The organism is Rahnella inusitata (genome assembly GCF_018288855.1).
GTDB lineage: Bacteria > Pseudomonadota > Gammaproteobacteria > Enterobacterales > Enterobacteriaceae > Rahnella > Rahnella inusitata.
This window is the reverse complement of record NZ_CP065024.1, coordinates 2735006-2749221: the sequence shown is the minus strand read 5'-3', so window position 1 is coordinate 2749221 and position 14216 is coordinate 2735006. Positions and strand designations below refer to the sequence as shown.

General features: G+C 51.6%; 15 protein-coding genes. 6 read left to right on the top strand and 9 right to left on the bottom strand.

What is annotated here, in order from left to right:
- Positions 1 to 92: 92 nt before the first annotated feature.
- On the top strand, positions 93 to 974 hold the full coding sequence (locus I2123_RS12890) for a LysR family transcriptional regulator (protein ID WP_213050638.1): 882 nt from the start codon (positions 93 to 95) through the stop codon (positions 972 to 974).
- Between the two features lie 307 nt (positions 975 to 1281).
- Here the strand turns inward: I2123_RS12890 and I2123_RS12885 are convergent, their stop codons facing one another.
- The gene (locus I2123_RS12885; RefSeq protein ID WP_120162492.1) at positions 1282 to 1719 is read right to left on the bottom strand and encodes a VOC family protein; all 438 of its coding nucleotides are present in this window, start codon (positions 1717 to 1719) and stop codon (positions 1282 to 1284) included.
- 144 nt (positions 1720 to 1863) lie between these two features.
- Positions 1864 to 2235 (bottom strand): YebF family protein, encoded by a 372-nt coding sequence (locus I2123_RS12880; protein ID WP_112167759.1) that lies wholly within the window; start codon positions 2233 to 2235, stop codon positions 1864 to 1866.
- Positions 2236 to 2452: 217 nt separating this feature from the next.
- Here I2123_RS12880 and I2123_RS12875 point away from each other — a divergent pair, with 217 nt between their 5' ends.
- Positions 2453 to 3349: an NAD(P)-dependent oxidoreductase gene (locus tag I2123_RS12875; protein WP_213050637.1), complete on the top strand. Its 897-nt coding sequence runs from the start codon at positions 2453 to 2455 to the stop codon at positions 3347 to 3349.
- Positions 3350 to 3800: 451 nt separating this feature from the next.
- Positions 3801 to 4814, top strand: a complete 1014-nt coding sequence (locus tag I2123_RS12870; RefSeq protein ID WP_213050636.1) for an isopenicillin N synthase family dioxygenase — start codon at positions 3801 to 3803, stop codon at positions 4812 to 4814.
- Here I2123_RS12870 and I2123_RS12865 read toward each other — a convergent pair whose 3' ends face one another.
- The 4 genes from I2123_RS12865 to I2123_RS12850 all read right to left on the bottom strand — a co-directional run bounded on the left by I2123_RS12865 (position 4815) and on the right by I2123_RS12850 (position 9493).
- Entirely contained in the window at positions 4815 to 5864 is a 1050-nt protein-coding gene (locus tag I2123_RS12865; protein ID WP_213050635.1) for an HlyD family secretion protein, read from the bottom strand.
- Positions 5865 to 5911: 47 nt separating this feature from the next.
- Positions 5912 to 7642 (bottom strand): MFS transporter, encoded by a 1731-nt coding sequence (locus tag I2123_RS12860; RefSeq protein ID WP_213050634.1) that lies wholly within the window; start codon positions 7640 to 7642, stop codon positions 5912 to 5914.
- Positions 7643 to 7831: 189 nt separating this feature from the next.
- On the bottom strand, positions 7832 to 8290 hold the full coding sequence (locus I2123_RS12855; protein ID WP_112167764.1) for a MarR family winged helix-turn-helix transcriptional regulator: 459 nt from the start codon (positions 8288 to 8290) through the stop codon (positions 7832 to 7834).
- A gap of 138 nt (positions 8291 to 8428) precedes the next feature.
- Positions 8429 to 9493, bottom strand: coding sequence for an FAD-binding protein (locus I2123_RS12850; RefSeq protein WP_213050633.1), 1065 nt, complete (start codon positions 9491 to 9493; stop codon positions 8429 to 8431).
- 118 nt (positions 9494 to 9611) lie between these two features.
- On the opposite strand from I2123_RS12850, the gene I2123_RS12845 reads away from it, so the two are divergent.
- Complete coding sequence (locus I2123_RS12845) at positions 9612 to 10025, top strand: VOC family protein (RefSeq protein ID WP_213050632.1); 414 nt, start codon at positions 9612 to 9614, stop codon at positions 10023 to 10025.
- 40 nt (positions 10026 to 10065) lie between these two features.
- Here the strand turns inward: I2123_RS12845 and I2123_RS12840 are convergent, their stop codons facing one another.
- From I2123_RS12840 to I2123_RS12830, 3 genes are all read right to left on the bottom strand, one after another.
- A complete protein-coding gene (locus I2123_RS12840) occupies positions 10066 to 10476 on the bottom strand; it encodes a lysozyme inhibitor LprI family protein (RefSeq protein ID WP_213050631.1) in 411 nt (136 codons plus the stop codon).
- Positions 10477 to 10711: 235 nt separating this feature from the next.
- Positions 10712 to 11722, bottom strand: a complete 1011-nt coding sequence (gene gap / locus I2123_RS12835) for a type I glyceraldehyde-3-phosphate dehydrogenase (RefSeq protein ID WP_213050630.1) — start codon at positions 11720 to 11722, stop codon at positions 10712 to 10714.
- A gap of 78 nt (positions 11723 to 11800) precedes the next feature.
- On the bottom strand, positions 11801 to 12778 hold the full coding sequence (locus I2123_RS12830; protein WP_213050629.1) for a GlxA family transcriptional regulator: 978 nt from the start codon (positions 12776 to 12778) through the stop codon (positions 11801 to 11803).
- 208 nt (positions 12779 to 12986) lie between these two features.
- On the opposite strand from I2123_RS12830, the gene I2123_RS12825 reads away from it, so the two are divergent.
- Positions 12987 to 13592: a transglycosylase SLT domain-containing protein gene (locus tag I2123_RS12825; protein WP_213050628.1), complete on the top strand. Its 606-nt coding sequence runs from the start codon at positions 12987 to 12989 to the stop codon at positions 13590 to 13592.
- 193 nt (positions 13593 to 13785) lie between these two features.
- The gene (locus I2123_RS12820; RefSeq protein WP_338053216.1) at positions 13786 to 14085 is read left to right on the top strand and encodes a cupin domain-containing protein; all 300 of its coding nucleotides are present in this window, start codon (positions 13786 to 13788) and stop codon (positions 14083 to 14085) included.
- Positions 14086 to 14216: the final 131 nt, after the last annotated feature.

The window sequence follows — 14216 nt, the reverse complement described above, 5'->3', positions numbered from 1 at the left end:
ATACGTTGACGTCTCTATCCACTATCCATCATTCCGATTTCGGGATAAATACCCTATAGTTGAAATCAGTATTCCATATGTGGGGCAATAAGATGGACCATTTGAATGACATGGCGCTGTTCGTGGAGGTCGCGAGGGTCAGGAGTTTTCGAAGGGCCGCGGAGGCACTGGGCATTCCTAACTCCACCCTGTCACGCCGGATCAGTGAGTTGGAAAAGGCGATTGGTTTGAGGCTCCTGCATCGCACAACGCGCAAGATCGAGCTGACCGAGGCGGGCCAGCTTTACTATGCGCGAAGCAAACATATCGTCGACGAGGCACGGCTGGTGCATGAGCAGCTCGGCGAGATGCTTGAGCAGCCGGGCGGGATCTTGCGGGTTTCTCTGCCTGTCGATTTCGCCACACTTTATCTCGCACCGATCCTCGTCGATTTCGCCGGACACTATCCCGGCATCACGTTCGAATTCGACCTGACTCCGCGGCGTGTCGATATGGTGACCGAACCGTTCGATGTAGCGATCCGCATGGGCAAACTGGAAGAGTCGGGTTTGATCGCTCGCCTTATCGGTCGGCACTCGCGCCAACTCTATGCGTCTCCCGGTTATATCGAAGCGTCAGGCAAACCTGCTACACCTGAGGATCTGGCGGCACATGAATGCATCTGCATGACAAGGGTATCGACCTGGAATTTGCATCAACGGATAAACAAGGTAGATGCCGAGGTGGGCGTTCTTGGCAGATTCACGCTTAACAGTGTCGGGATGATCCGCACTCTCGCCATAAAAAGTCAGGGAATCGCACTGCTTCCCGAGAAGATTGTTGCAGATGATTTGGCTGCCGGCAGGCTCATGCGCGTTCTTCCTGAGTGGAAAGGCCCGGACGTCAGCATTTATGCCGTGACAGAAACGCGTCTTACGCCGGCCAAAACCCAACGCTTTATTGAATTTCTGTCTTCAAAACTAATGGAAACCTGAGGAGCTATTATTGAGGTCCACCTGTAAAACGGAAAAACTCACTACCCTAAGACTGCATTTTGTATAGACCATTTCAATACTCGACAGTAAGTGATGGTGGGAAGTGGACCTCATTTGACTCGTTATCGAACACTATGAGTTGGAACGTTTAAGTATAAATATGACTGGCGTTTCCTGCGTGACTTTAGATCCGCTTCTCGCTCTCAGCAGACCTTCAGCGTCACGTGTTTGTCTGCTTCGTGCCAACAGCGAACTTTGCAAACATCACTGTTTTACTAAGAAGGTAACGGGTCATAATATGTGGACTTCATTGACTGCGTTCCATCAACTCAAGCGTCTGACCATCGGGGCTTTGTAAATATATTACTCTGGTTCCCTGCATGGGTCCTGACAAGACTGTCTGAGGTTTCCCTGGCGTCTTCCAGCCATAGTCCGATACTTTGCTCAAGAGCGTATCAAGATCCTCGACTATAAACGCAAGGTGAGCGTAGCCTGGGATGTAGGGTGCTGAAGGCTCTTCTGGCTGTTCAATGTTATTGTATTGCAGTAATTCAATTTTAATACCAGCCAGTTCAAGCAAAGCCATTCGTACATCAGCTCCCCTTGCGCCTGTCACTTCATCAATAATAGGTCCAGACATTTTCCCTTCGCGTAATAACTCCCCTCCAAGAATATGAGTCCAGAAAAATAATGAGTCTTCAATATTTTTAACTGAAAAACCGACGTGATTAACACTTAAGATCATGAGATTACCTGCTGGGTTTTGAAAAGGGAGATCAAAGAGGAAGGCGCTTTCCTCCCTCTTTGGCGGTTTCGGCGCAGCGCGTTAAGTGATCACTGCAATTAAGAAACCGAAACTTTCTCGGTCAGCGGTGAAAAGCCGCATATCTCACTCTACCGTCGAATACTTAACATAATGATTCGAGCAGTTAAAATGCGCTACATATCCCAGCTTCCCATTCGGGCCTTTGGCACTGAAAGGAATGTGGTAAGTGCCTTTATCTTCCTTCGCATCATCACTGATGAAGCTCAACACCGGGACCGACGTGCCCATATTGTCTTTGTCGTTGCCCCAGTTAGGGATACGGTTTTCCATGTAGTCACGGGTGACGGTATCTATCGCATCGCTCTTGGTTATCTGCGCACAGGCGCCTTCGGTTGAACGTTGCATCCACCAGGGGTAGATGTAGACCGAGCCCAGCATCACCACCATCATCAGGAAAATGAATGAAATAATTCCGATCAAAACGACTTTACTCATAGTGCTTGCTACTCCTGAAAATCTTCGCAAAATCATAGCCTGCGCAGAATATTCAATGTTATTTAACGATAAGAAAGCGCGTATGTTACGCCAGTTGGTCAGCAGAGGTTAAGTACTATCAGCCGTTCTGTTGCATTCGGTTACAGAAGCCAGTCCCGCAGGAAACTCAGCGGTGTTAGCCTTTTACCACAATCATTATTTGCACAAGGAGTCACACATGAGTCAGCAATCCGAACTTAAACAGCCGGTCGTCGCCGTACTGGGCCTCGGCGCGATGGGGCATGCCTTTGCCGCAAACCTGATCAAAAAAGGGTTTACCACCCGCGTCTGGAACCGTACGACCTCCCGCGGAGATGATCTTGTCAGCGCCGGGGCGACGCGTGGCACGACACCGCGGGAAACCGTTGAAGGTGCCGATGTGGTGATCACTATGCTGTCCGATGGCAAAACGTCGCTGGAAGTTTATCAGGGGGATAACGGTTTGCTGGCGGGGCTGAAACAAGGCGGGATCATCGCGCAGATGGGGACGCTGGGTGTCGAAGCGACCGAAAGCCTGATCGCCCTGATCAAAGCGCAGCGCCCGGATGTGGTGTTCTTCGATGCGCCAGTGTCCGGCACGAAAGCGCCGGCTGAGCAGGCGCAGATTGTGGTTCTGGCCAGCGGCGATCGGGAAGCGGGTGCTGCCGTGGAAACGGTATTTGCGGCGATCTCCAAAGCGACTAAATGGCTGGGTGAGGCAGGGCGCGCGTCCAGGATGAAACTCGTGGTAAACGCCTGGCTGATTGCCATGATGGAAGGCATCGCCGAAACCACGCAGCTGGCTGAAGAACTCGGTTTCACCACAGATGACCTGTGGAGCGTGCTCGAAGGCGGACCGCTGGCGGCACCTTATATTAAAGGCAAAATGGAGATGTTCAAAAGCGGCGATTATACACCACAGATGCAGCTGACGTGGGCGCTGAAGGATATCAACCTGGCGCTGGAAGCGGGAAGTAAACTGGAGCTGCCGGTGATGAAACGCATCAGCGAAACCTGGCAGGGCGCGGTGGGTGCCGGTTATGGCGATCAGGATCTGGCCGTGGTGTACCGTTACCTCGGCGATGAACAATCTTAATTACCCCAAATCCTCCGCTGAATGTGATGACTGGCGAATGACAGATCATCACATTCATTACTCGTCACTTGTCATTCATCACCTGTCATTCATAACTTCGTAGTATAAATCAGAGCATCTGGCTATTGGTTATCCGTTCGGGGGCTGTGATAGCGTCGGGATAAGAACACCTCTTTTCATTCATAGCGGAGTGAGCGATGAGCCAGCCTTCCACCAATATCCCATTAATCGACTTCAGCCAGTTTTCAGCGTCGCCGCAACAGCGCGAAGCCTGAATGTGATGACTGGCGAATGACAGATCATCACATTCATTACTCGTCACTTGTCATTCATCACCTGTCATTCATAACTTCGTAGTATAAATCAGAGCATCTGGCTATTGGTTATCCGTTCGGGGGCTGTGATAGCGTCGGGATAAGAACACCTCTTTTCATTCATAGCGGAGTGAGCGATGAGCCAGCCTTCCACCAATATCCCATTAATCGACTTCAGCCAGTTTTCAGCGTCGCCGCAACAGCGCGAAGCGTTTCTGTCCGAGTTGCGTTACGCCGCACGCGAGATCGGCTTCTTCTATCTGAAAAATCACGGCATTGATAAAACCTTACTGAGCGATGTGCAGAATGCATCGCGCCAGTTCTTTGCCTTGCCGGAGGAAGAAAAACTGGCCGTGGCGATGATCAACTCATCCCATTTTCGCGGTTACAACCGCGCGGCCTCAGAAATTACGCGCGGTCAGCCTGACTGGCGTGAACAATTTGATCTCGGGGCTGAGCGGGCGAAACTACCAATAGATGACAACACCCCCGCGTGGGCCAGATTGCAGGGGCCAAATCAGTGGCCGGAGGCGTTACCGGAGCTACGGCCATTGTTGCTGCGCTGGCAGCGCGAGATGACCGCCATGTCGTTGCGCCTGCTGCGTGCGTTTGCACTGGCGCTGAAACTGCCGGAAGAGGCGTTTGATCCGCTGTATGGCGAAAAGCCCAATGAACATATCAAACTGATCCGCTATCCAGGACGGCCTGAAGGTGAGGGGAATCAGGGCGTCGGGGCGCACAAAGATTCCGGTTTCCTCAGTTTCTTGTTGCAGGACGAACAGCGCGGATTACAGGTTGAAGTGGAAAAGGACCAGTGGGTGGAAGCGTTGCCTGTGCCGGATACGCTGGTGGTGAATATCGGTGAGTTGCTGGAGCTGGCGACCAACGGTTATCTGCGTGCCACCGTTCACCGCGTGGTATCTCCGCCTGCGGCCGGTGAGCGCCTGTCGCTGGCATTTTTCCTCGGCGCGCAACTCGACGCCGTGGTGCCGCTGTTCCCGTTACCGCCGGAGCTTGCGAAAGAAGCGCGGGGCGAGGCCAGCGATCCGCTGAATCCGCTGTTCCGCGATGTCGGTTTCAATTATCTGAAAGGGCGGCTGCGCTCACATCCTGACGTGGCGCAGCGTTATTATGCGGACGTCACGCGTTGATCAGTTTTGTGGTGAGTTAGCGGTATCGATACTGACCACCGCCGACATCCCAGGTCGCAGACGATCGCTTTGCGGCTGATTCGGTTCCAGCTCAATGCGCACCGCAATTCGTTGTGAGATTTTAGTGAAGTTACCGGTGGCATTATCAGCTTTCAGCACGCTGAATTCAGAACCTGCTGCCGGAGAAATTCGCACCACGTGGCCTTTGAAAGCGCGATCGTCGAGGGCATCGACCGTAAACGTTGCCGGTGTGCCGACGTTCATTTTCGCCAGTTGGCGCTCTTTGAAGTTGGCCGTCACCCAGACGATTTTTGGCGTGATGGACGTCATCTGCGTGCCTGCCGTCACATACTGCCCCATGCGGGCGCTGACCTCGCCGAGTTGTCCGTCGGAGGGCGCGACAATTCGCGTATGTTGCAGATTAATTTGTGCGACCTCAACCTTCGCCTGCGCGGCCTTTAAGGCTGCGGCCAGCGACGCTTTATTGGCATCCACCAGAGCCAGATCCTGACGGGCGATATTCACCGAGGCCCGCGCTTTGGCCACGTTGGCTTTGGCCGTCAGCAAGGCGGCGTGTAATTCATCCCCGATGGTTTTCGACACTAGACCCTTTGCCAGCAAGGAACTGTTACGGCCAGTATCGAGCGAGGCTTTACTTTCGGCGGCCTGCGCACTTTGCAGTTCTGCTTCGGCAAGTTGCAGGCTGGCGGCGCTGGACGCACGATTTTGCTCAAAGTTTTGCAGTGTCACCTGCTGCTGTGCGGCAGCGGCTTGTGCCTGTAACAATTCCTGGCGGTAAGTGCTGTCGTCGATCAGAAACAGCACGTCACCTTTTTTTACCGGCATAAAATCCTGTACTTTGACGTCGGTGATGTATCCCGATACCTGGGGGCTAAGCAGGGTGACATTGCCACGTACGTAGGCGTTATCGGTTGACTCCACCTGCGAATTAAACGGAAATAACTGCCAGCTGTATAAAACCAACATCACGCCGACCACACCCAGGCAAAGCACCACTATGATTGACGGATAACGAAATAGATTTTTCATCACTTTTCCTGCATTACTCTTTTAGTTCGATGATTGAAACGAATGACTTACGCAACAGCCTCAGCGGCTTCGCGCTTTTTGGTCTGGATCCGTCCGACAATAATGTGCGCGCAAAGGACGGCAAAGCAGCCCAGCGACATATAAAACACCACCATGAAAACATCGTTGTACGCCAGTAATCCCGCCTGTTGTGTCACTTTCAGACTCAGTTGCGCAACCGCCTCGGCATTTAGCTGAGTGCTATCGTTTAATACCGGTTTCAGCAAATGGCTGTACTGAGCGAGCCGCTCAACCACCAGCGGATTTTGCAGCGAAATCCCTTCGACCAGTACACTCGAGTGAAACTTCTCACGCAAAATTTGAATTGTCCCGAGGAACGCGCCGCCGACCTGCGCGCCGACATTTTGGGTTGAGAGAAACACCAGCACAAAACTGATGATCTGGCTCTGGCCGTATTGCAGAGCGCGGATAAATCCGAGCCACAGGGAGGTGGGCAGAAATATTGCGCCACCAAAGGCAACCATTCCCTGCGTCAGGTAAAACTGCTCGGGGCGCGTATCCACGGTTGAATGCGCGTCCATCCAAGCCGCCACGGCAATCAGCGCGATAGAGAATAAATGGATGTAAACAATCCGATTGGCTTTATGAATAATGCTGACGAACACCAGACCGGCGAAGGTCGCGGCCAGAATGATGCAAAACAAGGTAATCAGCTGCTCGTTGAGCAATCCAACCAGATTCAGAAAGCCCACCATGCCGGTGGTTTGCTCAGAGAGCAGCATTCGCACGAACAGCATTGAACCCGTAAACAGCAGCATTTCCGGAGTCATCAGCCAGCGTAAGTCAATAATCGGATTCTTGCGGCGCAACTCGACCATAAATGACAGCGTCAGCGCGATAATCCCGACGACCAGAACTTCACCAATCCAGTCCTTTTCCTGCCACCAGTAGTAGCGGCCCATGGTCAGCACGATCGACATACAGGCCACTGCAGTGGCGATCAGCGGGTAACTTATCCAGTCGGTTCGCTCGAAAACTTTCACGCGTGGTGGATGAGTCAGCGGCAATATCCAGATGATGGCCAGACAGATCAGCGACAGACCGGATTCCAGCATCGTCAGCTGGTGCCAGTGCCCGAGATCTAACAGGTGCGGCGAAATGATGCGAGAAATCGGCAACGAAATCTGGCTACCTGCCAGTCCGAAGCACAATCCTGCCGTCAGCTTTTTCGCCGGCGGGAAAATCTCGAACATATAGAACAACGCCAGCGGCCCAAGCGATGCCATCGCAAAACCCATGACTGCGCGAACCGCCACGGCGGTCTGAAAATCATGGGTAAACATTTGCGCCATGGAGGCGACGGCAAAAAACAGCAGGCCGTATTCCCCGAAGCGACGAAATCCAAACTGGGTACGGATTTTATACAGCAGGATCGTACCGGTCACGCTGGTGGCGGTATACGCGGCAATCAGCCAGTAGCTTTCTACGTTAGAAATTCCAAGCGATCCCTGGATCCCCGGCAGGTTTGATCCCACCAGATTGATCCCCAGCCCTTGCGTCATACCAATAATCAACGACGCCATGACGTAAACACCGATACGTAATCGCGGGTAACGGGAGAGCCAGGTATTCACCTGAACGGCAAACGGGTGATGCGTTGAGGGAGGAACCGATCCGGCTTCGGTTGCTGGCGCGGGGGGCTCTTTTACGGTTGATGCATCCCGTGTTGTTAATTCACCGGCATCCTGCCGGACATCTGAATCAGAACGCGTCGTCATCGTTATGCCTTATAAGTCATTACCCAACTAGCTTGTAGCTTGCTACATAATGTAGTGAGGCATTTCAAATGTGTCTAGTTCAATTATTCATATCAGTGATGTTTACAAACGCAAATAGGGAATAATCAATCAATTACAACGGTGACTATTGCAGGAATGAAAGGGGGGATAAGGAGAAAAAATCGCCACTCAAAGTGCGGCGATATTGGCAGTGATGGCGGCAAGAACGCCACGGGCAACGGCAATGTTTTCTTCCGGGATGCCTTCCATCACACGGATCAATATGTCGTCGGTCATGCTGCGCACCTGATTCGCCAGATCGTTACCGGCTTCGGTCAGCACAATATCTTTGGACCGACGGTCGTTTTCACCGGGGCAACGCTCCAACAGTCCAAGCTGTGCGAGGCTGTCAAACAGGCGGATCGCGGTCGGGTGTTCGACTTCCAGCAAGGCGGTAAGTTCTCCCTGCGGAAGACGGCCATTGGCCGCTTCCAGATGCAACAGAACCTGACCACGGGCAAGTGTCAGCCCGATGGTTTTGAAACGGGCATCGCAGTAAGTCCGTAACTGACGGCCAATATGGATGGTTTCCGGGAGGAAGCGCAGGGTAGGCGAAGCGGCCTCCGGTCGGCGGCGTAATGTAGTCAAAGGATCCTCGAAGATGGTGCTTTTGATGGCGTCAGGTTAGCACGGTATGTGATATTTGCCACAAAAGTGAGGCCGCTGTTAACATTTTGAGACAACCGGAAGTCACTTTCTGGCAGTGAAGAGCCAGACAGCCCGGCGCTATTTTGGGGTGAGAATATCCACGTGAGAGATGTTGCTTTTCATGATCAGCTTGCGCAGGAACGGCGAGGTCAAAATGGCGGCTTTTACGATTTTGCTGAACAATTTAAATCGCAGCTTCAGCGTGTTTTTGTGATAAGCGCGGTTTGGATGACTCATGTTGTCGTTGAAGATCTTGCTAAGGATTTCCGCGCTGTCGAAGGCGTAACTGATACCTTCCAGCGAGCTGGCGCTGATGAATCCGGCGGCCTCGCCGATCAGGAAAGCGTTATCTTGGCCACAGCGGAAATCGCTCATCTTCGACGGGCACAGCACGATGCATTTTTCGGTCTTCACCACATCGCCAAAAGTGAAGGAATAGGGCAGAAGACGTGTTTTTAGATTTTCAAAATGCTGATTGCCATTCTTCATCGGGAAGGCGCCGCCGACAATAAAGTACCCGTCTTTGGACATACTCCAGGCGTAACAATCGGTGATGGTATTATCGAAAATACAAGAGTAGAACGGCACCGGATGTTTATCGGTAAACCATTGCTGAATACTCAGATATTTACGGATTTCATGTTCAGGATACAACATTCGCCTGACCATGGAGTTTGCGCCGTCCGCGCCGACCACGTATTTCGCTGTCGCCAGATGATGAACGCCTTCATCGGTGAACTGGATTTGATATCCGTCGTCCTGGCGGATGATTTTGCGGCACAGGCTGTCATGGCGCACATCAACGTTCGCGGGGATCAGTGTTTTAAGCCACAAATCGAAACGGTGGCGGTTGATATTGACGTAAGTCCGCTGGTAATTTCTAATCAGGCTGGTTTGTAAATCGTAAGTTTTGACGCTGAAAATTTGCGGATCGGCCAGCACGGAGGTAGGCAGATTCACGCCGAAACGCACAAAAGATCGTTGTGCATCGGTCGCCAGCAGGCCACCGCAGGGTTTCTGAAAACCGTCTTCGCCGCATTCCTGCTTTTTATCGAGAGCCAGAATTCTGAGGTCAGGATTCAGTAATCTGGCAAGCGTTGCGCCCGCAGGGCCCAGACCAATAATCGCAATATCGTAGTCCATCTGTGAATCCATCTTCCCTGACAAAGGCGAGAGTATAGTCTGTATTGAGAGACTACGAGAAGATGTAATTTACAGAATAAGAAAACCCTTAACTCATCAATATTCTGGAGAAAATAGCATGCAACCTGTCGTTAATATGATCACGCTGGGCGTTAAGGATTTAGCCATCGCCACCGAGTTTTATCAGAATGGATTAGGATTTCCGAAAGTGGTGATTGATTCAGACAGCGTCAGCTTCTTTGAGCTGGCGGGCGCATGGTTGTCTTTATTCCCGTGGGATGAGCTGGCTAAGGACGCGCAGGTCAGTGCTCAGGGGGAAGGTTTCCGCGGCATGGCTCTGGCGCAAACTGTTGCCAGTGAAGCAAAAGTGGACGCGATTCTTAAACAGGCGGTGAAAGCGGGCGGGACGCTGATCAAACCAGGCCAGAAAGTATTCTGGGGCGGATATTCTGGCTACTTCGCCGATCCGGACGGACATCTTTGGGAAATCGCCTATAACCCGTTTATGAAAATCGGGCCACAGGAAGCGTAATAAGGTTCCTCCCCGGATAATGATACCGGGGAGGGTTTGCTTACGGCAGGGCTATAATCCATTCCTTCAACTGAGCGGTGCGATCCTTCGTTCGCTGTATCAGGCAGGCCATTTGATCGGTATTACGCTGCGCGCCAGCCTGATTAATTAAATACCAAGCATCGCATTCTTTATCGCGAAAACGCACCCATTGCCGCTGCGCTTCCACAAACCTGGTTTTTAGCGCCGGGTAATCTAAATATTCATCTTTCGGCTGTGACATTTTCTTAATCAACTGCTGATAGGAAACGTTCAATTGGTGATCGGTCAGCTCAAACACGGCCTGCGCGCGCGTGTCTTCGCACATTGGCGAGAGATCGTCTTTCGGGCAGTCCTCAGCCAGTGCGATAACCGGTGAGAATAGCAATCCGGCGGCAATCAGCAGGGGGCAAAAACGGATATTCACGGGCATGGGCAGATGACTCTTTCATAAAAGTTGAGATATCAGGACTTTACTGAAATGCGATCTCTCCCGCAACTGCGGTACTCACGTAATTGATAGGAAGACCGGCGCAGAGCATGGGGGCAATCTTCATTATTAGTTACAACATACAGTTAATTTGCTTTAAAAAAACAGACGTCTGGAAGTCGGATAAACACCGCCAGACGACGGTGTCTTCTTATAATGTCTGGCAGGAAAAGGGGGCTTATAATCCGCGTTTTTCCATTAACACCGCCAGATCAACCAGACGGTTTGAGAATCCCCATTCGTTGTCATACCAGGCCAGAATCTTCACCAGTTTTCCGCCAATAACTAACGTAGAAAGGCCGTCGATAATGGACGAGCGTGGATCACCACGATAATCACTCGAGACAAGGGGTTCATCGCTGTAGCCCAGAATGCCTTTCAGCGGGCCGGCCTCCGCCGCCTGTCGGAATGCCGCGTTGATTTCTTCAACCGTGGCTTCACGTTTCAAATTCACAGTCAGGTCGACGATAGAAACCACGGGTACCGGCACACGCAGGGAATAACCGGTCATGCGTCCGGCAAGTTCAGGGATGACTTTCCCGATGGCTTTCGCCGCTCCGCTGGAATACGGAACAATCGACACTGCCGCTGCACGGGCGCCGCGCAAATCTTTTTCCGGCTGGTCATGCAATGCCTGGCTATTGGTATAAGCATGGGTGGTGTTCATCAGGCCATGTTCAATCCCGAAGGTTTGATGAAGAACCTGCGCGGCCGGTGCTAAACCGTTTGTTGTGCAACTGCCGTTACTCACCACTTTATGTTTGGCGGGATCATACTGGTCATCATTCACACCCAGCACGATGGTGATATCGTCATCTTTCCCCGGCGCGGAAATAATTACGCGTTTCGCACCGCCGTGAGTGATATGGACTTCAGCCTTAGCTTTATCCGTGAAGAAACCGGTGGCTTCGATAACGATATCGACGCCGGTACTGCTCCAGGGAATAGCGGCCGGATCTCTTTCAGAGAATACGCGGATGCTTTTGCCATCGACCAAAAGCTGGCCTTCACCTGCTTCGACGGTGGCGTTCAGCGTGCCGGAAAGGGAATCATATTTAAGAAGATGGGCGAGAGTTTTACTGTCAGTGAGATCATTGATCGCCACCACCTGAAAGTCATCGCGACCGAGAGCAGCGCGCAGGACGTTTCGTCCGATTCTGCCGAATCCGTTAATACCAACTTTGACCATGATGCACTCCTTAGTTAGCGGAACTGCATTCAATGTAGTCTTTAGCTGGTGTGGCGTAAATGACAAGAAAGAATCAATTTACGCCAACATGCGCGAGCAGAAACGTTCACGGTATTCAGTAGGGGTGAGTTGCAAATTACGCTCGAAAACGCGGCGCAGATTCAGGCCAGTACCAAAGCCTGTCATGACCGCGATTTGTTCAACGCCGAGAGTAGTTTGTTCAAGCCGCTGTCTGGCCGCATTCAGACGGACTTCCTCGACATACTTCGCCGGTGTCATTCCGGTTTCACGAGTAAAGACGCGGGTGAAATTGCGCGGACTCATCGCGACATGCTCTGCTAGTTGTTCCACTGAAAGGTCTGCCGTGATGTTATCGGGCAGCCAGATCTGAAGGTCTCGGATCGGTCCTTCTGCCGCCTGATTTAACAGATAGCGGCTGAACTGCGCCTGACTGCCGGGCCTGCGCAGGAACATCACTAAATCCTGTGCCACGTCGCGGGCAAGATTGAAACCATGGTCGTCCTCAACCAAGGCGAGCGTGAGATCAAACCCTGAACTGACACCGCCGGAGGTCCAGACGGACCCGTCCTGAACGTAGATCGGGCCGCGTTCGACCAGGATTTGTGGAAATTCTGATTGCAGCGTATCGAGTAAACGCCAGTGTGTGGTGGCATGCCGTCCGTCGAGCAGGCCAGTTTCCGCCAGGAGCATTGCACCGCCGCAAATGGAAACAATGCGGCCAGCATGGGGCGCAGCCTTTTTTATCCACTGTACTACGTCTGAGCCTTCTTCTTTGGTCAGGCCTTTACCAGTGATAAGAATGGTATCGCGTGGAGTGTTTGGATCGAGATCGCACAAGCGGTGGTCAGCCAGCAGGTTCAGCCCGGACGCGCCGTGAACGACACGGTGCTGTTGCGTCGTGGCCAGGGTAACCTGATAAGCTGGCGTGCGGGCGTCCTTAGACATCAGGCGATTTGCCTGCATGAGGATATCGGCGATACCAGCCGCTTCGAACAACATGCCCCCGTCGGGGACGATAATCAAAAATGTATGCATGGCGTTAAAGGTACGTTTTGTACGAAATAAGTCAAGAGGAGGTGCGAAAGATGAATGAAGGAGCAGGGCGCGGCAATCCTAAACCTCTGAGGATTCGTATTTTTAAAAGAGGTTAAGTAGGCAAAAACACCAATTAATACATGACCTTCAGAGACGATAACGGTATCTTGTTTTCGCCAATAATCCTTAATTTTATTCCTGGTAATACATGAATTCATTACTCAAAAATCCATCTCGTTTTTGCATGATTCTGATGCTGATGATTTTGGCTGGCTGTTCCAGCAAACCCCATTATAAAAAATACGATTCGCACGCCTTTGACGACGAAATCGAAGATGCTGCTGATAAATACAAAGTCGACCGGAAACTGGTGAAAGCCATCATTCAGGTTGAATCCAGTTACAATCCGAAAGCCGTCAGTCCTTCAAACGCCATTGGTCTGATGCAGCTGAAAGCCTCAACCAGCGGTTGTGATGCATACCGATATAAAGGTAAACGCGGTTGCCCGGACAACAGCGATTTATATGATCCGGAAACCAATATTGATTTAGGAACGGCTTATATCAGCGCGTTGCAGCATCAGCAACTAAACTGGATCAACAATCCGGTGACGCGTCGTTACGCCACCGAAGTTGCTTATGCCAACGGTGCCGGTGCCTTGCTTCGGACATTTTCCAGCAATCGCCAGACAGCCATCAGCATGATTAATCAGTTGTCGCCCGAAGCGTTTCACTGGCACGTCCGCCAGTATCATCCGGCAGCTCAGGCTCCGAGATATATGGCAAAAGTCGAAAAGGTCTATGCTGGTTTATAGTGCAAAACACTCACAGCGGAGAGTTCGCTACGTAAATTCTGCAGCATTATGGTACTGATGAAATCTCAGAATTCACGTAGCGCGATCAATTTCAACCCCGTTTTATTAGCGAGAAAGGTCGTTTTCAATGCCGGATAATATGTTCACGGATTTTCCAGACGAGGCATCCAACAGACAAGCCGAAACCTTTGAAATGTTATTAACTCAGCCGGGTGTGCGTATCGAGAGAATCATTTCCACCGGACAATCGAGCCCACCTGATTTTTGGTACTGCCAGCCACAAAGCGAGTGGGTGTTAGTGCTGCAAGGTTCAGCAGGTCTGCGGCTGAAAGATGAAACCGAAGCGCGGGTCATGAAAGCCGGTGACTTCGTGAATATTCCTGCATTCTGTAAACACCGTGTGGAATGGACAGACGCTAAAGAAACCACGGTCTGGCTGGCTGTGCATTACGGTGAAGAAAGGACTAAAGATGAGGCAGGGAAGTTGGATTAAGTAAGTCAGGATTGGCGGTGCGTAATTAGATATCGTATTTAACATAATATACATTATACGCACTTTGATTGTAGCAGCTAAATTGAAATGTCCGGATCTGGCTATTTTCAAATGTCCGTTTTATTGTCGTG

Coding starts and splice junctions, on each gene's coding strand:
- I2123_RS12865 (WP_213050635.1), bottom strand. CDS start 5,864: ATGAAAAATCTATTTCGTTATCCGTCAATCATAGTGGTGCTTTGCCTG.
- I2123_RS12850 (WP_213050633.1), bottom strand. CDS start 9,493: ATGGACTACGATATTGCGATTATTGGTCTGGGCCCTGCGGGCGCAACG.
- I2123_RS12880 (WP_112167759.1), bottom strand. CDS start 2,235: ATGAGTAAAGTCGTTTTGATCGGAATTATTTCATTCATTTTCCTGATG.
- I2123_RS12845 (WP_213050632.1), top strand. CDS start 9,612: ATGCAACCTGTCGTTAATATGATCACGCTGGGCGTTAAGGATTTAGCC.
- I2123_RS12860 (WP_213050634.1), bottom strand. CDS start 7,642: ATGACGACGCGTTCTGATTCAGATGTCCGGCAGGATGCCGGTGAATTA.
- gap (WP_213050630.1), bottom strand. CDS start 11,722: ATGGTCAAAGTTGGTATTAACGGATTCGGCAGAATCGGACGAAACGTC.
- I2123_RS12825 (WP_213050628.1), top strand. CDS start 12,987: ATGAATTCATTACTCAAAAATCCATCTCGTTTTTGCATGATTCTGATG.
- I2123_RS12870 (WP_213050636.1), top strand. CDS start 3,801: ATGAGCCAGCCTTCCACCAATATCCCATTAATCGACTTCAGCCAGTTT.
- I2123_RS12830 (WP_213050629.1), bottom strand. CDS start 12,778: ATGCATACATTTTTGATTATCGTCCCCGACGGGGGCATGTTGTTCGAA.
- I2123_RS12875 (WP_213050637.1), top strand. CDS start 2,453: ATGAGTCAGCAATCCGAACTTAAACAGCCGGTCGTCGCCGTACTGGGC.
- I2123_RS12840 (WP_213050631.1), bottom strand. CDS start 10,476: ATGCCCGTGAATATCCGTTTTTGCCCCCTGCTGATTGCCGCCGGATTG.
- I2123_RS12885 (WP_120162492.1), bottom strand. CDS start 1,719: ATGATCTTAAGTGTTAATCACGTCGGTTTTTCAGTTAAAAATATTGAA.
- I2123_RS12890 (WP_213050638.1), top strand. CDS start 93: ATGGACCATTTGAATGACATGGCGCTGTTCGTGGAGGTCGCGAGGGTC.
- I2123_RS12820 (WP_338053216.1), top strand. CDS start 13,786: ATGTTATTAACTCAGCCGGGTGTGCGTATCGAGAGAATCATTTCCACC.